This is a genomic window from Halalkalibacter suaedae (assembly GCF_017939705.1).
Classification (GTDB): Bacteria; Bacillota; Bacilli; order Bacillales; family Bacillaceae_D; genus Halalkalibacter; species Halalkalibacter suaedae.
The window spans coordinates 11,743-32,901 of sequence record NZ_JAGKSQ010000012.1; the positions used below are offsets into that span (position 1 = coordinate 11,743).

The window sequence follows — 21,159 nt, forward strand, 5'->3', positions numbered from 1 at the left end:
ATGATCTAGGCGTTAGTTAGCAAGTAATTTCTTTCGATATTCCGTTGGAGAGGCATGACAGATCTTTTTAAATACCTTACTAAAATAGTTCGGATCATGGTAACCAACTTCAAAGGTAATTTCCTTTAAGCTTTTTGCTGGATCACGCATGAGTTTCTTCGCCTTCTCAATCCGACACTCCGTTAAAAAGTGAATATAATTCACTCCAAGCTGTTCTTTAAAAATCTTACTAATATAAATTGGACTTAAAGCAACCTCCCTACCTATGGCATCTAATGATATATCCTCATGGGCATGGTCGATAATATATTGTTTAATTTGTTGAACGGTATCTGCTTCAAGTGTAGACTGATGCTCCTCATGTAGCCTTTGCATTCTTTCTAACAATTGATTTGTTTCGGCCCGTAGCTGTCGATAATCCGTTGATTGAAATGAATACAACGGTATATCAGAATCGACTCCCATTTCACTCAAGATACGAGAAGCAATCCAAAACAGTTCCATCACTCGTTGTTGGGTCTGCTGTAGTTTCTTACCCTCTTGCTCAAAGCGGTCAATAAGCTCAGTGAAGTTTCGATTGATTTCGTTCCATTCACCATTACGAATATGCTCGAAATATAGCTCTTCATTTTTCTTATTGGTTCGCTCATCAAACCCAGGTGTAAGTGCAGGTAAATCCTCGTAGAATCGATATCTAGCCGGTATCTTAGTGTCTCCAGTCGCAATGAGAGACTCTTGATAGGACTGTCGAATTTGATGTATGGAGCTATATACTTTCCCAATTCCAATAAACCATTCTACATTCTCAGATGACCTTGAAAGTGACAAAATCTCTCTTGATAACAGCGTCGCCTGAGTCCGAAACGATAAATCTGGCTTCCGAAAGACTACAATAGGAAGCTGACGACCATATAGTGCGCCGACCATACCACTCCCTGTACTACTTACTTTCTCCTTCACCGCGGTGTAGCATGATTCAAATCCATCTGGCACAATAAGGCTCATCACAAACTTCTCTTCAGTTGCTTGAATATCGAGCATGTCCATTAATTCTTCCAAATGGACTTCGTGGACATGATCAAATAACAGCTGAGTAACAACATCCGTTTCAAATAAAGATCTCGCTTTTTCCAATGTATTTTGTTGCTGCCGATTCTCTTTGCGCTCAGAGATCATTTTAGAAATCACGTTTTCTACTGACTCAACGATCTCCTTAACTCGACTTGGTTTCACTAAATAATCAACAACTCCAAGTCCCATCGCGACCTTGGCATAATCAAATGTCGCATAAGCCGTCACTAGGATAAACTTAATATGAGGATGATCTGATTTCATTTTCTCGATTACTTCAAGCCCAGATAATCCCGGCATTTGAATATCCATAAAGACTAGGTCCGGTTCAAATTCTGCAGCAACCTCAATCGCAATCCGTCCATTTTTCGCTTGTTGAATCACAATATCCGAGAAATGTTTATCGAGGATCGTTTGTAGACCATCTCTTTCGACTTGTTCATCATCAACGATTAGTATTTTGATCATCTTCATTTCTCCTCTCTTTTAAAAGATGAATAATTACCTTCGTCCCACTTCCTACATTACTCTCAATACTCATTACATCATCACTTCCATTAAAGAGACGGAGACGCTTCATCACATTATTTAAGCCAATCCCAGTGGACTGTCTTCCTTCTGTATCTAACTTTTCTAATAAGATTTCTTGTATTTTCTCTTCTGTCATTCCCGGACCATCATCTTCAACTTCAACAGTGACCCTATCGCCATCGTCCCTAATTCGAAACCAAATGGTTCCACCATCTTCTAGTGGTTCAACAGCATAGATGACCGCATTTTCAACAAGCGGCTGCAAGGTTAGTCCCGGAATTTTTATGCCGAGGCAGGATTCATCGATATCTGTATAAAACCTGAGTCTGTCTGTGTATCTTGATTTCTGAATATCAATATATTGTTGTAACACATTGACTTCATCATACAGTGACATCGGCTTATCCAAATGTTTTAAGTTATAACGTAACAGACTAGCGACACTAACTAGTAAGTCACTCGTTTCTTCAGAACCCTCCATATACGCCTTTTTTGAAAGGGTATTTAGTGTATTAAACAAAAAATGTGGATTGATTTGGCTCTGTAGATTACGTAATTGGCTTTCTTTCAATAGAAGCTTGTTTTGCTGTAGCTCTTTTTCTAGCTGAGCTTTATGATGGATTTCCGATATCAGATTATTAATACTTACCCTCATACGCTCAAAGGTCATTGCTAGGAAAGCAATTTCATCCTTTGATTCCACTTCGACTTTCAAATCAAAACGCCCTCTTGACAGTGCATTCGCTGCAGATGTTAGCTTCTCAACTGGTTTTGTAATCCGCTGAGAGAACCAATACGTAAAGAGTAAAAGGACCAATATAATTGAAAGCAGGAGCCAGATTCCAAGCTGCTTAAGCTCTTCAGACTGATTAATAATCCCTCTATAGAAGACATCATATGTCCGTAGCTCTAGATCAATTAGTGTAAGTGTCATTTCAGATATATAGTTAGAGACATGCGTCGCTTCTCTAAATGCACTCATTGAATATTCCGTTTCGGCTTCAGATTGAAAAAATAAAGAACGATCAACGGTTTCAATAAGGCTATCTATCAAGTTAACATAATTAGTTAGAGCTAATTCATTTTCTACATTCTTGAACTCAATAACTTCATTCTTCATTGTTTCAATTTCTTTTTTGTTTTGATTAATCAGTTCATAGTTAGCGGCAGAGGGACTAAGTATATAATTGTTTAATGAGGTGACCGTTTGTTGGCTGACACTCGTAATTTCATTCATAACCAAATACCGCTCAAGAATATTGTTATATTGGTCAAGCATTTTTTGATTGTAGTAAATCAAAGAAATCCAGCTTGCTGTCATAATTAAGAGAACAATTAATGCTAGACCCCAAATTTTCTTCTGTAGGCTATTCATTCTACGTTCACCTGTTTCACCATTTGCACCTCGGTAAGATAGCCATCTAAATTTAGTGGCAAAACCTCTTCATTTAAATAATCCATCATTAATTCCACACTTAGTTTTCCCATCAATGAAGGAGATTGTTCAATCATTCCATCTATTTTCCCTTGCTCGAGCAAAGTAAGTGACGCAGGATCATCATCAAAGGAATAGATATAATACCCTTCCACCTGTGAGCGTCTTTCAATTTCCTCTATTAGATCATCAGTAAATTTGGCATTTACTGTAATAAAGGCATCAATACCTGGCATCCGGTTCATTAAATCCTTCGTTGTAGTAATCACCTGTTCACGTCGATCGCCCGTTTCGGCTTCAATCATTTTAATACCTGGATATTCAGCAAGATATTCTCGAATTCCCTTTAATCGCTGTATCTGGTAATATTCCTGTCTCTTATCAAGCATGAGGACGACCTCGCCCTCTTCTCCCATATCCTGAACGAGCTGTTTGGCAATCATCCTACCAGCCAAATGTTGATTAGAACCTACATATGTTCTACGCAAACTCTCTGCCATTGGTATATCATTAGCTACGGTAATGACCGGCACCCCGTAAGAAGAGGCTTTTACCTTTGTTAATTCCTTGAATTCATCTGTATCTAACCCTTGAACGATGATCCCATCAACTTTGGAATAAATTGCGATTTCAATTTGCTTAAGAAAATCATCCTGATTGTTTCCGTAGCTCCCCCATATTTCGAGCCTTGCCCCGTCATCTTCAGCCTGCTTCATTGCACCAGCACTTACCTGATCCCAAAAGGGCGTGTCCAGCTCTTGAGTGATCAAGACAATTCGATTATCAATTAACTCTTCATCCGACGCCTCTGGCAACTGCCATCCCGGATCAAACACATTTAAAACCGACTTTAATGTAAGATAAAATAGAAACATACATATGATAGCGGTTACAACAGTAACGATCTTTTTCATGAAAAGTAACTCCTTACGTTAAGACTAATTTTCATTATAACAGGCTATTAACATCAGCCATAATGAAAAATACAATAAAATTAAATTGTTAGTAACCCAAATGAGAACGAACTACCCAAACAACTATATTATATGAACTTACTTATGAACTCTATTAATTAGTATATTATTGTTAAAATCGGTCACTTCAAGATTTCTTATTAAATACAAAATAGGCTTGTCGCCATTTCTGGTTCGACAAGCCTATTTTAATTTACCTAGCAATGCGGTCACATCATCTCTCGCATGCTCAATTTTCTCTTCTAGTATCTCACTTGCTTGTTCTGGAAATCTAATGGTTAGCAGCTCTTTCTTATTTAAGGGTGATTCAATCCCATCCGAATAAATAAAGAACACAGTCCCACTTTCGTAAGGAACACGATTACTAGTTAGACGCTGCTTCCTACCTGATAAATACCCTCTAGCTGGCATCGGTTGAAAGATTTGTCCATTTGGGGAGCACATCAAAAAGCCAATATTTCCGAAATTACAGTAAGTAATCTCTTTTTTTACGTAATGTATTTTAACAATCGTAATAACTGCCCCTCTTTTATTTACAAGAGCATCATTACAAGCAGAGGCCATTTCTTCTACTGGTTTAGCGTGCATTGATTGAATTGTATCTATAACTATATTAGCTGATTGCTTGGCCCCTTCTCCACTACCTAAACCATCTGCAACAACACATAATGTATATTCATCTGTGTGAATAACTTCATTCGCATCACCACAACACCGATTCCCAGGCTTGGCCCGTTCAATTGCAACGATTTCCGTTTTTCCATCATCATAATGCTTAATCATTAAAGGATCTCCGAGGGTTCAATATTAATATTTTTTCTTAATTTCTCTAATGCCTTTCGTTGTAAACGAGAGACGTGCATTTGAGAGATTCCGAGCTTATCACCGGTTTCTTTTTGACTGTAGTTATCAAAATAGGTGTAATAAAGAATTTGCTTCTCTCGCTCATCCAAAACGCGAAAAGCCTTTTCTAATAGTAGCTGCTTATCCGCCATATCATAACCAGCGTCATCATCCCCGACAAGATCGAGAAGCGTAACCTCTCCACCCTCTTGATCAGCTTCAAGGGATCGATCCACCGATAATGCTTGATAGCTCTTACTCATTTCTAGCGTCTCAAGCACTTCCTCTTCAGTAACTTCTAATTTCTCAGCAATTTCATGAACAAGCGGTGAACGTTGGTATTCTGTCGTTAGCTCTTCTACTGTTTTCTTTATTTTGGGACCTAGCTCCTTAATACGGCGAGGCACATGAACACTCCAAGTTTTATCGCGAATAAATCTTTTTATTTCGCCGACAATTGTCGGGACAGCAAAGGATTCAAAGCTCCGACCAAACTCTCCATCGAAACGATCCATCGCAGCTAACAAACCAACCATCCCCACTTGGAATAGATCCTCGTCATAGTCACGACCTTTTGAAAATTTTCGTGATAAGGATCTTACCAGCGCCTCGTAATGTTTAACAATTTTTAATTGGACATCACTGTCACCATTTTTTTGGTACTGACTAATCCATTCGTATACTTCTTCATTGTTTCGGCTGTGCTGTAGTGATTCGGTCGACATGATGCTCCACCTCATCTCCGCGTAGGAACTTTGTCATCATTAAGACAATCCCGGATTCATCGTTAATTTCTACTTTATCCATCAATGTACTAATCAGAAATAAACCAAGTCCACCTTCTTTCAAGTCAACAATAGGCTTATTTGAATCAATAGGTCCTAGATTATTTCGGATTGTATCTACATCGAAGCTCTGTCCACGGTCAGCAATAATGATTTCCATTCGATCCTCATATAAAAAGAAAGATACATTCATTGTTCCTTCATCTTGATAAGCGTGATTCACAACGTTGGTACATGCTTCTGCAACCGCAATCTTCATGTCTTCAATATCATCATAGGAAAACCCAATACGATTGGCGATTCCAGAAACAGTCAAACGAACAACCCCGACATACTCTGGCTTGGCAGGAATAGACATTTGTATGTGATCAAACTCTTGCTGACTCATGCTAGACCCTCTCCTTTTTTCTCGATTGTAATCACTTCATCTAATCCTGTTATCGTAAATAGTCGTTCAACGCGCTCAGACATACCTACAAGCATTAATCTGCCCTTATGTGCATGCATTGCCTTGAACACTCCTATAAAGATACCAAGACCAGTACTATCTATATATTGCACATCAGACAAGTCAACAGTCACATCTTCGTCAACTTGTTCTGCTAAAGGTAATAACGACTCTCTTAATTGTGGTGCAGTATATGCATCAATCTCTCCCGATAAGTAGACAAAATGACCATCTTCCATTTTCTCGTAACGTATTGATAAGTTCACGCTTCATCCCTACTTTCTTGATCATTACTATTTATATACCACCAACATACTGTTTCTAAACATGCCTCTTAAAAACCATCATTGTAAAGTCATCTTTCAAATAAAACTCCTGCCACTTTGCCAAATCACTATAAACATTCTCAACAAACTCTTGCGCTGGTAAATGCATATACGTTTCTATCAGTTTAATAATTTCCTCACGTTCAATAAACCGATCTTCGTTCCTTGATTCTGTTACCCCATCAGATAAAAAGATGATAAAGTCATCTACATTTAGCTTTTTAGTGAATTCCTGATATTGAGTTTTCCTAGATAATCCAAGGACTAAGCCTCTAGCATACAATTCATTAATTTCACCTGTTGAAGAATCATAGTAGAAACCTGGTTCATGGCCGGCACCTGAATATTTAAATAAATGGGTGCGAGGATCGTAGGATCCGTACATCATTGTAATGAACATACTATCATTCACATTTTGCTCAACTACTCGGTTCAAGTTTTCTAAAAGAACCCCTGGTTGAAGACTGAGTTCTGGCAAACTATCCATCGCATATTTGATCATTGACATGCATAAGGCAGCAGGAACGCCCTTACCGATAATATCGGCAATAGCTACCCCTACACAGCCATTATCATCTTGAATGAAATGATAATAATCACCACTCATTTTATTTGCAGGAATGCTAATAACTCCTATATCTAAGCCTTCTATAAGCGGAACCTGCTTTGGTAGTAAAGTTTGTTGCATGTTAGCCGCAACATCAATTTCTAACTCAAGCTCTAGTTGTCTATCTCGTAAACTTTGATGCTCACGGTAGGCTAGTCCATACCCCATCATGACCTCTAACAATAAATCAAGAGAATCAACCATTTCTTTTTGAATGAAGGGAAATAGTTCTTCTAGTGCTGAACGGTGGATACTAACAAGCTCCTCAGGTGAAATCTGCTCTTCAAGCAGCATTTTACTAAATTGCTGTGCTTGATAAAGACCCTGCTCGCTCTTCTGATTCACAAATGCCTCTAGAATATATTTATATCTATATTCTAGGTTTGTTGCCTTCTTCTCCATATTCATCCCTCTTCCAAAAGAATTACACTATATCAACCACTTGATTGTCGTAACAGTCGTACCCTCTCCAGTAGTTGAGTCAATAGAGAATTCATCCATCAGTCTTTTTACACCAGGTAACCCAGCCCCCATACCTCCTGAAGTTGTAAATCCATCGATCATCACTTGACGGATATCAGGAATACCGGGTCCACGGTCTTGAGCAATCACACGTATACCTTTTTTCAAGCCTGTCTTTCCTGTTTTTTCAACAGGCTCTAAGCATATTTCTCCTCGCTTTGCATATAAATAAATATTACGTGCAAGCTCAGATATCGCCGTTGTAATTCGTGCTTGATCGACACTACCAAAGCCAAGTTCCTTTGATAATGTTCGTCCAGCTTGACGAGCAGCTACAATCCCCCACTCGTTCTTCACCTCTACACAGGATTGACTCTCCATTGTTATCCCTCCAATTCTAGTTGGAGCTTTTCAAGACCTTGTTCTAAATCCAACGCAGTTCGAACGTCTTGTAATTTAATTCCCATATCAATCAGCGTAATCGCTACGGCCGGTTGAATTCCTGTTAGAACAACCTTTGCCCCCATCAAACCAGACATATCAACAACATCGCCTAATACTTTTGCAATAAAAGAATCAATCATATCAACGGAGGTTAAATCAATAACAACTCCTATCGATCCTTCTGAATGAATTTTATTAAGAAGATCTTCCTGAAACCTTAATGCAGTTTGATCATCAAGTTCGACCTGTACACTTATTAACAAATATTGACGTAATTTTAAAATTGGAATTCTCATGTTTTTTTCCTCCAGCTTATAAAGCAACAACTTTTTTATTCGTCATCTCAAACGCCGTTTCGATTCCTTTTTTCAATGAACTCTTTGTCGGGAAGCGACTTAAATCAATTCCTAGGTTTACGATTGTTTGTGCTATTTCAGGACGAATACCAACTAGAATGCAAGTAGCACCAACTAGTCGAACCGCTTCGGATGCTTGAATAATATGATGAGCAACCATTGTGTCCACAACAGGAACCCCAGTAATATCAATCAAAACAACCTGTGAACGATGCTCAATCACACCTGACAAAAGGTTTTCCATAATCAACTTTGCTCTATTTGTATCAATTGTTCCGATAAGCGGCATAACAGTAACATCTTCAAACACCGGAATAAGCGGAGCAGATAATTCTAGTAATGATAGCTTCTGCATCTCAAAGATATCTTCCCACGAACCTGTATAGTCATGAATAAGTTGATTAATGATGCGGTCAACCCAATTTTCTAAATTACTGAATGTCTCTGCGAAATCTTCCATGTTCGATGTTGAAGTTGAATAGACTGCTAGAACCGTTCTACGAAATGCCTGTAAGCCTTGTGTGAAATAAGCTAGTGGCCATCCACTATGAATATACTCTTCTGCAAACGCACTAATCCGTTGTTTTGCTTCCTGCTGGTCTGTGTCTACCATACCTATAATGAATTGCATAAATTCACGATTGGTATTTTTATAGACTGTATCGGAAACTGAATCCAAATAGTTTTCTTGTCTAACCGCTTCTAGCTCTTTTTCCCATTGCTCAAGTAGAGCTTGTCGCTGGTTCGTAATAAGTGAAACCAAATATGGTTGCATATTAAAGATCCTCCTAAATATGTAATTTAATTATTTCATGAGTTATTTCTAGTTGCAAAGTATTATTTCATGTAAAACTTTACATACATTTCAACAAAAACACAAAGCAAAACAAAAAACTCCGCACGTAATAAACGCGGAGTTCACTCATTCTCTCATTAAAAATCAATAAGTCCTAAACTAATGAAAAGAGCATCATTCACACGATTCATCATATCATCATCTAAATGTGTGATTTTGTCTGTTAATCGTTGCTTATCAATGGTTCGCACCTGTTCGAGCAAAATAACAGAATCACGGTCAAATCCATAGCGTTTAGCATTAATCTCTACATGAGTCGGTAATTTTGCTTTTTGTATTTGTGCAGTAATCGCCGCAACAATGACGGTAGGACTAAAACGATTACCAATGTCATTTTGAATGACAAGAACTGGTCGAACTCCACCTTGCTCTGACCCTACAACTGGAGAGAGATCCGCAAAGTATACGTCACCTCGTTTGACAATCAAGGGCTACACCCCACTCACTAAGCGATCGAGGGTATTCTCTGCTTCCTCCTCGGCAAGAAAAGATTCTGATGCAATATTTAGATTGATTTTCGCCATTTCCATGTAACCTTGTTGCATAGTCTCACGAATTTGACGTTTTTTACGTTCTCGAAGGTACATTTTTGTTGCTTGCGAAATAAATTCACTACGATCGACGTTCTCTTGTTTAATCACACCGTCCACCTCGTTCAACAAATGTTGTGGCAAATTAATTACAATTCGTTCTGTGCTTTGCTCTGACACAAACATCCACCCCCAGCATCCACCATTTACATAGCCTATTTATATCCAAGATTAATCATATCACTAGCTGGGCTGATTTGCAAAGAAGATCGCTACTTTTTTATTAGTAATAATTATCTTTCTACATACAGTCTAGGTACTCGTGCACTAATGATACAAGGCACTTCATAATTTATTGTATCAAGCCTTTTTGCTACCTCTTCCATTGATATAGAATCCTCGCCATCCTCGCCGATTAACGTAACAACTGTCCCTACTTCTACTGGTTCTGGCAACCGAATCATACATTGATCCATACAAATTCGACCTACAAACGGAGCACGCTCCCCGTTGACGAGCACCTCTCCACCCTTTGTGCTATTGTGTCTAATCCAGCCATCTGCGTAGCCAATCGGTATTGTCGCAATCCACTCGTCTTTCGTTGTTTGATACGTTGCCCCGTAGCTAATGCATTCATCAGCAGGAAGTTGTTTTACCTGAACAATTTTTGTCTTTAAGGTGAACGCTGGTTTTAGAATTATTGGTAGTTCCTCAGTGATCTCTGGTGATGGAGTCAAACCATATAATGAGATTCCAAAACGGAACAGATTAAATACCTTTTCTGGAAAACGGAGACCTGTTGCACTGTTCCCACAATGAATGAAAGGTATCTGTATCTTTCGTTCTTCTAACAGAGTTAGTATGGTTAAGAAACGACTGTATTGTTTTTCAACATAGGAAGTATTAAGCTCATCAGCTGTAGCAAAATGAGTATAAATTCCATTCAGCTCAAAAACAGTCGATTCTTGAATGAAATCGAGAACGGACTGAACATCCTCTTCGTTTCTCATTCCAACTCTTCCCATGCCGGTGTCTATTTTCAAATGCACCTGAATCCTTGTATCTTGAGATAGACTCTCATTCGCTATCTTCAACCATTCCAATTGGTACACAGTCAAGATTACCTGCCACTTTGCAGCCACTACTGCATCTTCCGGACGAATACGACCAAAAACCAATATAGGTGCCACAATACCGGCCTGTCTTAATTCAATCGCTTCGTCTAATAAAGCGACTGCTAGATGCGTAGCCCCTGCATCTAAAGCCGCTTTTGCAACTTCAATTGCACCATGCCCATAACCATTTGCTTTGACAACAGCCATTACATGAACTTCCCGACCTTGATATAGTCGAGAGACGGCTTGAATATTATCCTTGATTGCACTCAAATTTATTTCTGCCCAAGTATCGCGGTAAAACACCTTATCCATTTGTCTATCCTCCAATGACGACCAACCCAAATCTCTTTCTTCTTGTATCTATTTTATCATAATGAAACGAAAAAGACTCAGCTGATGCTGAGCCTTCCTCTTCTTATTTCTCTTCAGTACCGTAGACAGAGCTTGCGATTGATAGCATTTCTTCAGCACTTAAATTCTCAGAAGCTAGGAAGAAATCGACACCATTATAAGTCCAAGTGAGAGACTCACCAGTCATGACACCAATTGTGAATCCTAAATCAACTGGCTCACCTTGACCGCTCATATTCATTGGTGTTGAAGCAGGAACGACCTTACTCTTTTCTTGAATAATTGTAAATGGTTGCTCACCTTTGTATTGAAGCACCACTCGCTCACCGTCTTCTGAACCAACGCTTTCAGACGATTCAAATTCTGTACCATCTGGTTTGTACATTGGATAATGAACCATCATCGGCTCACTTGGCTCTGCCATAGCTGGTTCTTCTGACATTTGAGCACCAGTCATATTACGCTCAGTATCAAAATCCCCTTCATTAAAGCTAGTATTCCACTCGAAGCTAGTGAAGTCCAGTTGAACAAGCACTTCAAGGTCAGCGTTCATTACCTTTACTTGAACCGGAGAAAGATCCTTCTTATTTAACTTAATTTCCTGTGTATGCAAGTTTTTATTTTGGTAGTTCGTGTTCGTTTGGAATACATAAAACTCTTCATCCGCTTGGAAAGAACGCTCAGGATCCATTAAGATATCTTGGATAAGAGATTCATACAAGTATACTTGACTACCATTTGTCGGCCAATCACTTTGGAAACGGAAACTTTTGTTCAATGCAGGTGTCAACACGAATACACCTTCATCATTGCGAAGAATGATTTGACTTTGATCTTGATTTTCATTTTCTAGAGCAACTCGATAGTTACTGTCAGCCTCATGCCAGACTTCAACACCATATGTCTGCTGTTCTTTACCGGTTTCAAGCGTCATCGTAGCGGTTGCTTTGTACCCAGTCATTTCTTCCTTTTTGTTTTCCAAATCTGTCATAATGTCCTCTTGTGTTTTTTCACCGCAAGCTACAAGAACCATTGATAATAGTAGACCGATTGCAGCGAACCATATTGCTTTTTTCATGCCTTCACCCCTTAGTCTCATTTGAAAGAAGAATGAATGCATTCAAGACGGCTCTCATGTTGTTGTGCCCTTCTACTTCCGGCTTACATGACTGGCAATGCCTCCGAGCAGGAATTAGGCTCTCTTAGAACTAGACCTGACGTTGAATGACTCTCCTCTTCTATTCGCACTACAATCATATGAGACAACCTTGAGCAATATGCAGACTAGCTTTCCAAGCTTTCAATAATTACTTGGGCAACCGCGTATGAGAAACTATGTGAAATCGAGAGATGAAGCGTATCTCCGACTCCTTCAACACTCATGATAGGTCTACCTGATTTTTCTTTTTCAATTGTAATATCATGCCAACTATACTGTTTGGAGATGCCTGTACCCGCTGCCTTAACAAAGGCTTCCTTGGCAGCAAATCTCCCCGCAAGAAATTCAATCTTTCTTCTTCCTTGCATCGAATCAAAAAGCACCTTTTCTTTTTCTGTTAGAATTTTATTAGCAAAAGCTGGCTGACGCTTCATTACACCATCTATCCGTTCAATCTCAACAATATCTATTCCAATTCCTTTAATCATCTTCTCACCTACTTTTTCAATATTCATGCTATAAGGTTTCCACTCATAGTCTTATTTGAGGATGTTTTCGGTTTCTCTGTTATAATAACAAATAGATAAGGAGGCTGTATCATGTTTATTAGAAATGAAACCTTCTATTCCTTTAGAAGAAACTATCCAATCATCACCGTTCTTGTGGCCATTCACTTAATCCTGTTTCTTTGGATTAACTTTCTACCGATGGGGAGATGGGTCCTCACTTTAGGAATTGGTAATAATCTCGCAGTAGCAAATGGCGATTATTGGAGACTCGTAACACCTATTTTCTTACACATTGGAACCGCACATGTCCTTTTTAATTCGTTCTCTCTCGTCATATTCGGACCAGCACTTGAAAAAATGCTCGGTCGATTTAAGTTCATTCTCTTCTATTTACTTACAGGTGTAATCGCAAATATTGCCTACTTCTATTTAGGAGACCCATACACCCAGCATTTAGGTGCTTCAGGTGCTATTTATGGTCTACTCGGTCTTTATTTGTACCTTGTTGTTAATAGAAAAGACCTAATTGATCAAGAAAACGGACAACTCGTGATGACGATTCTAATCATTGGATTAGTCATGACCTTTGTAAACTCAAATATTAATATTCTAGCCCATTTATTTGGACTTATTTCTGGTGCTGCCCTTGCTCCCCTTTTCCTCATCGGAGCAAAGCCTTTCTACGCACAGAGGTCCTTTGTTGAACCAAGCGAACCCGTTTTCAACCCAAATCGCTGGCAGAACAAACAAAGAAACAAGAAGCGATTATCAAAAGTAATCTGGATCGGCCTTGCGATCCTAATCCTATATGGAATTCTTTCACAAATTATTTAACTGGATATAGCTTGAAAAGGAATGACACTACGCTTTCCGCGAGTGCCTGGTGAGACCACATTTTCAAGGCCATAAAAAGTCGCTTCGAACACGCTACCGGGATGGGGGGCACGCTTTCCGCAGGCGGGCGTTGAACTAACCGGCTTCGCCGGTGGATTTCAACCTGCCCTTCCCTCCTGCAGGAGTCGGCCCTCCCATCCCGTCCGCTTAGATGAAAGGATAGATTGAATTTCCTCTTAACAGTGAAGATCAAGGGAAATTAAAACCTTTGATACAGTTCAGAGTGCTACCACAATTTTCGAGTTGATCTCAAACGAAACATCAACTTAAAAAACAAAAAAAGAAAAATTAAATAAGGAGACCGGTAAGAATGATTCATAATATTGATCATTCTTACCGGTCTCCTATTTTTTACCCCAAACGAATCAAAATTCACACTTATCAGGGGCATCGCTTACTGATCCCACAAGAGTCTGCATGTCATCCCCCTGCTCGATTTATCCTTTTATCCTTAAAAGTATTTATTTTATTTACACTTATCTTTTATCAGTTTAAAAAAGAAGTCGAGTCATAACTAAAGTGTTTAACTGAAATCCCGAACTAATCAAAAACTTAGCGGATGAAATATACGTAGACTCCTGCGGGATCTAAAAGCCAAAGGTGAGACCCCACAGGCATAGCCGAGGAGGATCACCGGCTTCCCGCGGAAAGCGTAGTATATTTCAGTAGCGGCGTTTCTACACCAGCTTTGATTGTTCGGCTTATCATTTGGTTAAACACATATGTCCTAGCCTCTTTTTTCTTAGAAATAAGACTAGTACTTTGAGTATGATTGGAGATTTCTCCTGCATTAGACTCATTCGAATAAAAAATCACTCAAGGTTAATTTTTCTATAGTAGAAACTACGTCGACAAGCTGAAGCCCGTAATGAAAATCATTATGGGCTTCGACAGCTGATTATTCACTTACAAACCAGGATAATGAACATATCTTTTCGCATTTAAAATATCAAAGACTTCAATTCTTTTCGGGATGCACTTGTAAGCATTATAGCTATATGTCATAGCCGTCTGACAATAAGCCGAGAATAGCTCTTCATCGACATCCACTAACACCTTCTCAATAACTACTTCCCCTTTTTCAAAGGTTGGTTCGCTTAGGTTCAAAAAAGGATTTTTCTTCTCTTTGACCGTTGTTAGTAGCTTTAATAAATGATCAGTCACAGTTGCACATACTAAGATAAAATGTTGCTGTGAGAGAAAAAGGGAGCGATCAAAGTTCTCCCAATTCTGACTTAGAAGAGCAAACAGACGAAGGCTTGTTCGTTCCTCGTATGTAATCCTATAAAATGTTTCAATTATATCATTAATACTATTTTGTAAGGCTTGTTGCCAGCTATCTTTGACAGTATTATGTATCTGCTTCTCTTGAGGAAAACGATACGGACATGCAAGGAAGCTGTAACATTCTTCGATTGTATGATTATTATTCATTCATTGCTCAACCCCGTCCACGTTTTAGCATACAAGTATCCCTCTTCGGGCAATCGTAGTCACAATCACCAATTGCTTGATAGATTGAACACCACGAACGCTTCGCATAACAGATAGGTATCTCCTGTTCGCTAGCCTTTTTTTTCAAAACACTCGTCAAATTATGATTAATAAAGTCCGTTAGAACCAATATCAAATCAATATGAGCAGGTATATCTCTTTTGACCATTTGAACCTTTCTCCCAGTGAGATGAATAATTTCATCAAAACCCATCTCTTCTAATCTCTTTGGTATTGAGCCTAAACGATCCGCCCCAACAATCATTAATGACGACATGGTCCTACCTCCTTTTTTAGTGATAACAATTATCATTATCACTATAATAATTGAGATTGGTTCTCATTGTCAATAGCCTATGGTAATTTATTCAATTCAATCCCACTATTTTTATGCTGTCTTTTTTGTTTGACCTTCTTGTAGATCTAAGCGATAGAACCGGAACCAATAAGCAAATAAGCAGATAAAAAGAACGGCTGCACAAGTAAAGACATTTGTTATTCTCATCCCAAAGGAAAGAAGCATATATGTAACAATCGGCCCAAAGGCGGCTCCAATATCTAAAAAAATGATGTAGGTAGTCATTAACTGTTTGGCATTCTCCCCTTTTGCCACATCGGTTGCTAACGTATCAATTAAAGTAGTTAATGCTGTAGATGCCATCATTACGACAAGTAAGATTATCATCCAAAGGTAAATAGAAAGGGATATTGATAAAATATAAAAACCAATTGATGATAGTCCAAGCGAAACGAGAAATAACGGAAGCCTTCCATTTTCCCCATCTGACCATACGCCTATTTTCAAAGCCAAATAAGGCTCCCATAACCATCTTAGTCCCTGCAAAATACCAGCTAAAGCAGTTATTCCAATTGTGACCCCAATTAGTGAAACGTCGCTTCCAAAATGATCTGCCATGACAAGTGTTAATGAAGAAGTGAAGAAGCCCTGTATAAGAAAGGCTAGAATTAGTCCGCTCATGATCACAGCTAAGCATTTCCTAGTCAAACCAAATAACCTTAAAGGTACGGGTGGTTTCTCAAATTTTTCAGGCTTGATTTTCGGTATCGTTATGTAAACAAGCGGAAGACCTATAAGCATAAGTAATCCAAATAATATTGCCGTTGAGTTAAAACCAATGATATTGACAAGTAGCCCGCCACCTATCATTCCACCAAGACTTCCTAAGCGGTAAAGTCCATTATAACGCCCCATCTGCTCACCACGATTATGCTCAGAGGCGACTTCGAGTACAACATAAAATCCACCTAGTCTCAAAAAGGACCAAGCAACTCCCCAAACTAATCTTAAAAGAATCCAAACGAGTAAGCCTGAACCAACCCCATAACCAACTGTCGTAACAATTGCTAATATGACAGAAATAGAAAGGCCTGTTCGCAGCTGAAGTCTCCGATATACCCATCCAACGATTGGATTAATTGGAATGCGAACAAAACGGTTTAAGGAAAGAATCAAACCGACTTCCCAGAGCGATTCCAGTCCTGCTTCTCGATAAAAAAGAGGCAAGGCTACATACAGCATTGAATCCCCTAAAAGACAAAGAGCCGTTATAAGGGCAACAATCGTGACCTCTTTCTCTGACCTGCCTTTTTCATCCTTCACAGTCTAACCCCCAATTGTAGTTGCAGCCCATCCCCCAATAGACGCTTATTTATTGTAGCAATTGAAGGTGAAGCCACTGTAAATTCTTTGTAAAAGAGTGTGGTAAAAACGTTATAAGGCTGTCTATATAGGTATTTCATGCTTACTTTTTCATAAAAAAGGGTATTGAGGTTAAAGTATAGTTAGACAGTTTTTCGTTTTTTTTGTAAAGTTAGTGATTATAGGAGGTGAGATTTCGGATGGTTGCAAATATGACAGAAGATCAATTATTAGTATTAGTGATCAAGTATTTAAAAGAGGCGAAGCGAGGGGCTCTACAGCAGCTTTTGGAGGAATTACATCCATACGATGTAGCACAGATTTACATAGGGTTACCAGATAAGCATCACCATAAATTTATTACGTTTCTAACACCTGATCAAGTTGCTGATTTGATTCAAGAGCTTGATTCTGAATTACAAATCGAAATCTTACATAAATTAGGGATTGAACGTTCATCAAAGGTTATGAATCTAATGGACAACGATGACTTAGCCGATCTTTTGAACGAATTATCCGTTGACCGTATCCAAGAGTTTCTCGATGTAATGAAGAAAGAGGATTCACAGCATATTCAATCTTTAATGAGCTATCCAGCCGACTCAGCAGGGGGCTTGATGACAAATCAATTCGTATGGATTCATGCTGACCAAACGGTTCGTCAAGCAGTTGAAAAACTAAAAACCTACGCTAGCTTTTCAGAGAATATTTATTATCTATATGTAATTAATGCTGAAAAGAAGTTAGTCGGGGTTGTCTCCTATCGCGATCTGTTAATTGCAGATATTGATGTGCAAATAGAAGAATTAATGTTTAGTAGGGTAGTTTCAGTTCACGTAAATGATGACCAAGAAGATGTTGCTCAAACAATCGAACGTTATGACTTCATTGCAGTTCCTGTTGTGGATGATCATAATAAACTACTAGGTATTATCACAGTTGATGATGCCATAGATGTCTTTATTAGAGAAGCGAACGAAGACATTGAAAGACTCTCTGCAGTAGGTAGAGATATCGATTTTAATACAAAAGCAATAACGGCTTCGATTCGACGGCTTCCTTGGCTCGTTCTTCTTTTATTTATCGGCCTCTTATCTGGAAGCATTATTAGTGGTTTTGAAGCAACATTGGATCAAGTAGTTGCACTTATTTTCTTTATGCCTATGATCGCTGGAATGACCGGAAATACCGGAACTCAGTCACTAGCAGTTGTTGTACGAGGGATTGTAACCGCAGATGTTGATCGTGCGACTGTTGTTAAATTGATTTTACGTGAACTCCGAGTTGGATTAATTATTGGATTAACCTGTGGCATCTTAATTTCTTTAATCGCTTATTTTTGGCAGGATCAAAACATTTATTTAGGATTTGTCGTTGGGGCATCACTTTTAATCACGCTAGTTGTTGGGACATTAGCTGGAACAATGATTCCATTAATGCTTCACCGTTTTGGTATCGATCCAGCTGTCGCATCAGGCCCACTTATTACTACGATAAATGACATTTTCTCTTTAATGATCTATTTTGGAATAGCTACCGCTTTTTTAAGCCAATTAACAGCCTTATGAGTTTCGACAAATTCCCCTGGAAATAGTAAAAAAAGTGTTTCAAAAATGGTTCGAATGAACCGTTTGAGAGACACTCTTTTTTTGTCTTAGTTTATGAAGAGACCACCAATTATCCAATATGAAAGACCATATACTATTGCTATCCCTGCAATCAGTGCAAAAAGTTTCTTATTTGACATTCTCATTTCTAACACACCTTTTTCATCTAGCATTGCTTTTAATTATACTATAAATCATACCCTTCACACTATTTTAGACCTTCTTAAATATAGCAGTTTATTGACAATTGATATAAAGGCGTGCAGTATCTTGAACCATCACTACTTCCTTGAATCTCCTAATGGGATTTTTCGAGAGCTACCCTTCCTTTACTAAGGTTACCTTATGATGATAGCTTTCCTGCTATTTTTGCGACTCGGGCTCCTAGACGACCCGCCATCGTTAGATCCCTTTGATCTGGTGTTGCTGATCCGTCTGGTCCAGCAAGAGTAGAAGCACCATACGGCGTCCCTCCAATACCTTCTTTAGTTAACTGTTCAGGATTTTCACTGTATGGTAATCCAACATAAAGTAGGCCAAAGTGTAGGAGCGGTACTAAAGACGTAATGATGGTCGTCTCCTGCCCCCCATGTACGGAACCTGTACTTGTAAAGATGGAAGTAACTTTCCCTTCTAATTCTCCACTTGCCCAAAGTCCACCAGCAGAATCTAGAAATTGTTTCATTTGTGCAGGCATTGACCCATAACGTGTTGGAATTCCCCAAATGATTCCATCAGCCCAACGTAAGTGATCGTGTGTCGCAGTTTCCACAGCATCTTGAACGTTTTGGGCTTGTACATATGCCTCTTGTCCTGACATCGCTTCCTTCACAGCATCAAACTCTTCAATTTTCACTATCTTCACTTCGGTTCCATCTACTCGCTTCGCTCCTTCAGCAACAGACTGTGCCATTTCATAAATATGACCATAAGCACTGTAATAAGGAATTAGAATATTCGCCATTCAAACACTCCCTCTACTTCTATTAGACTCCATTTCAAACAAGGTTATTTTTCCACTGCATTAGTTGATATATACCACTTAACATTGACTGTCTAAACATCTAATCGATAATTATAGAGTGTTTTAAAATGTTCTATAGGAAGAAGCCGCAACAAAACTAAAGTGTCTAACTGAAATACCAAACAAAGCAATTAGTAGCGGATGAAATATACGTAGACTCCTGCGGGATGCAAAAGCCAAAGGTGAGACCCCACAGTCGTAGACGAGGAGGCTCACCGGCTTCCCGCGGAAAGCGAAGTATATTTCAGGAGCGATTTACGTCCGCCAACTATCGTTGTTCGGATTTATATAGCATTCATTTAACAGAGACTTGGACCTCCACTTGACTAAAACCTCGAAGCCCTATGGAAATATGTCCCTAAATTTAGATAACCTTAATTCTATCTTTATAGTTTCTTTAGAAGTCCTCCCTATACTAAAAACACTCAACCAAGTATTAAAGCTTAGTTGAAGTAATGTAATGGAGGAATTAATATGAAAAATGTAAAACCAGGCAAGAAAAACTTCGGAGGGAAATTACTTAAAACGGGGCTTGTTGTCACCTCAACATTATTTATTATCGGGTCTGCATCGGTTGCAGCACAGAATACTGATTATTTTTCAATGTTCTTTGGTGCACAAGAGAGTGGAATTGAAAGCCAATCAGTTAATCAATCTATTAGCGTTTCAGGTATTAAAATGGCAGTTGAAGAAAGTATCATCGGTGGGAAGAGTGCTCTCATACTCGTTTCATTTGAGAAGGAAGACGGAACTGCCTTTCAAAATGATGTGGTGATACCTAATCTTGAGTTAGGCTGGAAACAGAATGCGAGTTATATGGTAGATCAACAAATGACCGAGGACCGTAAGAAGCTGATGATTATGTTCGACATCGATACAACCAAAAACATCAGTGGGGAAAAATTAACGATTTCGGCTGATAAAGTCTTAGATAGTAAAACAGATGAGGTTTTGGTTAACGGACCTTTCCATCTTACCTTCATAGGTAGTGAAAGCCCTACCTCGCAAAATATCAGCGTTGATTTGAATTTGGCAGAGGATGATGAGAAATTACAGCTTGATGCTATCAATATCTCAGCAAATGGTATAGGGATTGAAGGAACACGCCAAGACGGAGAGACAGAATTCCTACCAACCTACACACCAGTCGTTACAGTCACAACAATAGATGAAAAAACGTTTGAATTAAAAGCAGGATCTACAAGCACAACTGAATCTGGCTTTAAGTGGCAGTACAATCTAAATGAAGACCAAGAAAGACTCTTTTTAAACGATGAAACAATTAAGAGTGTAACAATCGATGGAAATGTCATTGATGTACAGCAGAAGTAACTAGAAAAGAGAGGTTGGGAGAAAAGTGATTCAACTAATAGAAAGTCCGAATAATGATAGGTGGTGGACGTAAACCGCTCCTGAAATATACTTCGCTTTCCGCGGGAAGCCGGTGAGCCTCCTCGTCTACGCCTGTGGGGTCTCACCCTTGGCTTTTACATCCCGCAGGAGTCTACGTATATTTCATCCGCTACGTAATTGCTTTGTTCGCTATTTCAGTTAGACACTTTAATTTTGTCCTAGTCTCTTTCGTTTTGTTCAGAGCTTTTAAAAAAACTCCTTTGAGAATTAATACTCTCAAAGGAGTTTTGCATAGATCCACACTTTCTCTTTGAACTAATAG

At 38.9% G+C, this 21,159-nt stretch carries 23 protein-coding genes; 3 read left to right on the top strand and 20 right to left on the bottom strand.

Annotation, left to right across the window (positions count from 1 at the left end):
* Positions 1–12: 12 nt before the first annotated feature.
* The 16 genes from J7W16_RS19490 to acpS form a co-directional block, all read right to left on the bottom strand.
* The gene (locus tag J7W16_RS19490; RefSeq protein ID WP_210599160.1) at positions 13–1,539 is read right to left on the bottom strand and encodes a response regulator; all 1,527 of its coding nucleotides are present in this window, start codon (positions 1,537–1,539) and stop codon (positions 13–15) included.
* Complete coding sequence (locus J7W16_RS19495; protein WP_210599161.1) at positions 1,517–2,977, bottom strand: sensor histidine kinase; 1,461 nt, start codon at positions 2,975–2,977, stop codon at positions 1,517–1,519. Before J7W16_RS19495 ends, J7W16_RS19490 begins: the two co-directional genes overlap by 23 nt.
* Positions 2,974–3,951, bottom strand: a complete 978-nt coding sequence (locus J7W16_RS19500; protein WP_210599162.1) for a sugar ABC transporter substrate-binding protein — start codon at positions 3,949–3,951, stop codon at positions 2,974–2,976. The genes J7W16_RS19495 and J7W16_RS19500 overlap by 4 nt, the downstream gene beginning before the upstream one ends.
* Before the next feature lie 243 nt (positions 3,952–4,194).
* Positions 4,195–4,794 (bottom strand): SpoIIE family protein phosphatase, encoded by a 600-nt coding sequence (locus J7W16_RS19505; RefSeq protein WP_210599163.1) that lies wholly within the window; start codon positions 4,792–4,794, stop codon positions 4,195–4,197.
* Positions 4,794–5,579, bottom strand: a complete 786-nt coding sequence (gene sigB / locus J7W16_RS19510; protein WP_210599164.1) for an RNA polymerase sigma factor SigB — start codon at positions 5,577–5,579, stop codon at positions 4,794–4,796. Before sigB ends, J7W16_RS19505 begins: the two co-directional genes overlap by 1 nt.
* The gene (gene rsbW / locus J7W16_RS19515; protein WP_210599165.1) at positions 5,542–6,027 is read right to left on the bottom strand and encodes an anti-sigma B factor RsbW; all 486 of its coding nucleotides are present in this window, start codon (positions 6,025–6,027) and stop codon (positions 5,542–5,544) included. Before rsbW ends, sigB begins: the two co-directional genes overlap by 38 nt.
* On the bottom strand, positions 6,024–6,353 hold the full coding sequence (locus tag J7W16_RS19520) for an STAS domain-containing protein (protein WP_210599166.1): 330 nt from the start codon (positions 6,351–6,353) through the stop codon (positions 6,024–6,026). The genes rsbW and J7W16_RS19520 overlap by 4 nt, the downstream gene beginning before the upstream one ends.
* Positions 6,354–6,408: 55 nt before the next feature.
* Positions 6,409–7,422, bottom strand: coding sequence for a PP2C family protein-serine/threonine phosphatase (locus J7W16_RS19525; RefSeq protein ID WP_210599167.1), 1,014 nt, complete (start codon positions 7,420–7,422; stop codon positions 6,409–6,411).
* Between the two features lie 27 nt (positions 7,423–7,449).
* Complete coding sequence (locus tag J7W16_RS19530) at positions 7,450–7,863, bottom strand: anti-sigma regulatory factor (RefSeq protein WP_210599168.1); 414 nt, start codon at positions 7,861–7,863, stop codon at positions 7,450–7,452.
* A 2-nt stretch (positions 7,864–7,865) separates the two neighbouring features.
* Complete coding sequence (locus tag J7W16_RS19535; protein WP_210599169.1) at positions 7,866–8,222, bottom strand: STAS domain-containing protein; 357 nt, start codon at positions 8,220–8,222, stop codon at positions 7,866–7,868.
* Between the two features lie 16 nt (positions 8,223–8,238).
* The gene (locus J7W16_RS19540; RefSeq protein ID WP_210599170.1) at positions 8,239–9,057 is read right to left on the bottom strand and encodes an STAS domain-containing protein; all 819 of its coding nucleotides are present in this window, start codon (positions 9,055–9,057) and stop codon (positions 8,239–8,241) included.
* A gap of 158 nt (positions 9,058–9,215) precedes the next feature.
* Positions 9,216–9,566 (bottom strand): type II toxin-antitoxin system PemK/MazF family toxin, encoded by a 351-nt coding sequence (locus tag J7W16_RS19545; protein ID WP_034631315.1) that lies wholly within the window; start codon positions 9,564–9,566, stop codon positions 9,216–9,218.
* A gap of 3 nt (positions 9,567–9,569) precedes the next feature.
* Positions 9,570–9,854: a CopG family ribbon-helix-helix protein gene (locus tag J7W16_RS19550; RefSeq protein ID WP_210599171.1), complete on the bottom strand. Its 285-nt coding sequence runs from the start codon at positions 9,852–9,854 to the stop codon at positions 9,570–9,572.
* A 107-nt stretch (positions 9,855–9,961) separates the two neighbouring features.
* Positions 9,962–11,098, bottom strand: coding sequence for an alanine racemase (alr, locus tag J7W16_RS19555; RefSeq protein ID WP_210599172.1), 1,137 nt, complete (start codon positions 11,096–11,098; stop codon positions 9,962–9,964).
* Positions 11,099–11,201: 103 nt separating this feature from the next.
* Positions 11,202–12,215: a LolA family protein gene (locus tag J7W16_RS19560; RefSeq protein ID WP_210599173.1), complete on the bottom strand. Its 1,014-nt coding sequence runs from the start codon at positions 12,213–12,215 to the stop codon at positions 11,202–11,204.
* Between the two features lie 206 nt (positions 12,216–12,421).
* Positions 12,422–12,784, bottom strand: coding sequence for a holo-ACP synthase (gene acpS / locus J7W16_RS19565; RefSeq protein WP_210599225.1), 363 nt, complete (start codon positions 12,782–12,784; stop codon positions 12,422–12,424).
* A 111-nt stretch (positions 12,785–12,895) separates the two neighbouring features.
* On the opposite strand from acpS, the gene J7W16_RS19570 reads away from it, so the two are divergent.
* The gene (locus tag J7W16_RS19570; protein ID WP_210599174.1) at positions 12,896–13,639 is read left to right on the top strand and encodes a rhomboid family intramembrane serine protease; all 744 of its coding nucleotides are present in this window, start codon (positions 12,896–12,898) and stop codon (positions 13,637–13,639) included.
* 966 nt (positions 13,640–14,605) lie between these two features.
* Here J7W16_RS19570 and J7W16_RS19575 read toward each other — a convergent pair.
* The 3 genes from J7W16_RS19575 to J7W16_RS22320 form a co-directional block, all read right to left on the bottom strand.
* The gene (locus tag J7W16_RS19575; RefSeq protein WP_210599175.1) at positions 14,606–15,133 is read right to left on the bottom strand and encodes a hypothetical protein; all 528 of its coding nucleotides are present in this window, start codon (positions 15,131–15,133) and stop codon (positions 14,606–14,608) included.
* Positions 15,134–15,140: 7 nt separating this feature from the next.
* Positions 15,141–15,470, bottom strand: a complete 330-nt coding sequence (locus J7W16_RS19580) for a DUF2325 domain-containing protein (RefSeq protein ID WP_210599176.1) — start codon at positions 15,468–15,470, stop codon at positions 15,141–15,143.
* A gap of 111 nt (positions 15,471–15,581) precedes the next feature.
* Positions 15,582–16,814, bottom strand: coding sequence for an MFS transporter (locus tag J7W16_RS22320; protein WP_210599177.1), 1,233 nt, complete (start codon positions 16,812–16,814; stop codon positions 15,582–15,584).
* A 239-nt stretch (positions 16,815–17,053) separates the two neighbouring features.
* On the opposite strand from J7W16_RS22320, the gene mgtE reads away from it, so the two are divergent.
* Positions 17,054–18,421: a magnesium transporter gene (gene mgtE, locus J7W16_RS19590; RefSeq protein WP_210599178.1), complete on the top strand. Its 1,368-nt coding sequence runs from the start codon at positions 17,054–17,056 to the stop codon at positions 18,419–18,421.
* 382 nt (positions 18,422–18,803) lie between these two features.
* On the opposite strand, the gene wrbA is transcribed toward mgtE, so the two are convergent.
* Positions 18,804–19,424, bottom strand: a complete 621-nt coding sequence (wrbA, locus tag J7W16_RS19595; RefSeq protein ID WP_210599179.1) for an NAD(P)H:quinone oxidoreductase — start codon at positions 19,422–19,424, stop codon at positions 18,804–18,806.
* Between the two features lie 534 nt (positions 19,425–19,958).
* On the opposite strand from wrbA, the gene J7W16_RS19600 reads away from it, so the two are divergent.
* A complete protein-coding gene (locus tag J7W16_RS19600) occupies positions 19,959–20,816 on the top strand; it encodes a hypothetical protein (RefSeq protein ID WP_210599180.1) in 858 nt (285 codons plus the stop codon).
* Positions 20,817–21,159: the final 343 nt, after the last annotated feature.

Bases quoted from the DNA above. Each gene is read 5' to 3' on its own strand.
- J7W16_RS19490 (WP_210599160.1), bottom strand. From the start codon at position 1,539: ATGATCAAAATACTAATCGTTGATGATGAACAAGTCGAAAGAGATGGT.
- J7W16_RS19495 (WP_210599161.1), bottom strand. From the start codon at position 2,977: ATGAATAGCCTACAGAAGAAAATTTGGGGTCTAGCATTAATTGTTCTC.
- J7W16_RS19500 (WP_210599162.1), bottom strand. From the start codon at position 3,951: ATGAAAAAGATCGTTACTGTTGTAACCGCTATCATATGTATGTTTCTA.
- J7W16_RS19505 (WP_210599163.1), bottom strand. From the start codon at position 4,794: ATGATTAAGCATTATGATGATGGAAAAACGGAAATCGTTGCAATTGAA.
- sigB (WP_210599164.1), bottom strand. From the start codon at position 5,579: ATGTCGACCGAATCACTACAGCACAGCCGAAACAATGAAGAAGTATAC.
- rsbW (WP_210599165.1), bottom strand. From the start codon at position 6,027: ATGAGTCAGCAAGAGTTTGATCACATACAAATGTCTATTCCTGCCAAG.
- J7W16_RS19525 (WP_210599167.1), bottom strand. From the start codon at position 7,422: ATGGAGAAGAAGGCAACAAACCTAGAATATAGATATAAATATATTCTA.
- J7W16_RS19530 (WP_210599168.1), bottom strand. From the start codon at position 7,863: ATGGAGAGTCAATCCTGTGTAGAGGTGAAGAACGAGTGGGGGATTGTA.
- J7W16_RS19535 (WP_210599169.1), bottom strand. From the start codon at position 8,222: ATGAGAATTCCAATTTTAAAATTACGTCAATATTTGTTAATAAGTGTA.
- J7W16_RS19540 (WP_210599170.1), bottom strand. From the start codon at position 9,057: ATGCAACCATATTTGGTTTCACTTATTACGAACCAGCGACAAGCTCTA.
- J7W16_RS19550 (WP_210599171.1), bottom strand. From the start codon at position 9,854: ATGTTTGTGTCAGAGCAAAGCACAGAACGAATTGTAATTAATTTGCCA.
- alr (WP_210599172.1), bottom strand. From the start codon at position 11,098: ATGGATAAGGTGTTTTACCGCGATACTTGGGCAGAAATAAATTTGAGT.
- J7W16_RS19560 (WP_210599173.1), bottom strand. From the start codon at position 12,215: ATGAAAAAAGCAATATGGTTCGCTGCAATCGGTCTACTATTATCAATG.
- acpS (WP_210599225.1), bottom strand. From the start codon at position 12,784: ATGATTAAAGGAATTGGAATAGATATTGTTGAGATTGAACGGATAGAT.
- J7W16_RS19570 (WP_210599174.1), top strand. From the start codon at position 12,896: ATGTTTATTAGAAATGAAACCTTCTATTCCTTTAGAAGAAACTATCCA.
- J7W16_RS19575 (WP_210599175.1), bottom strand. From the start codon at position 15,133: ATGAATAATAATCATACAATCGAAGAATGTTACAGCTTCCTTGCATGT.
- J7W16_RS19580 (WP_210599176.1), bottom strand. From the start codon at position 15,470: ATGTCGTCATTAATGATTGTTGGGGCGGATCGTTTAGGCTCAATACCA.
- mgtE (WP_210599178.1), top strand. From the start codon at position 17,054: ATGGTTGCAAATATGACAGAAGATCAATTATTAGTATTAGTGATCAAG.
- wrbA (WP_210599179.1), bottom strand. From the start codon at position 19,424: ATGGCGAATATTCTAATTCCTTATTACAGTGCTTATGGTCATATTTAT.
- J7W16_RS19600 (WP_210599180.1), top strand. From the start codon at position 19,959: ATGAAAAATGTAAAACCAGGCAAGAAAAACTTCGGAGGGAAATTACTT.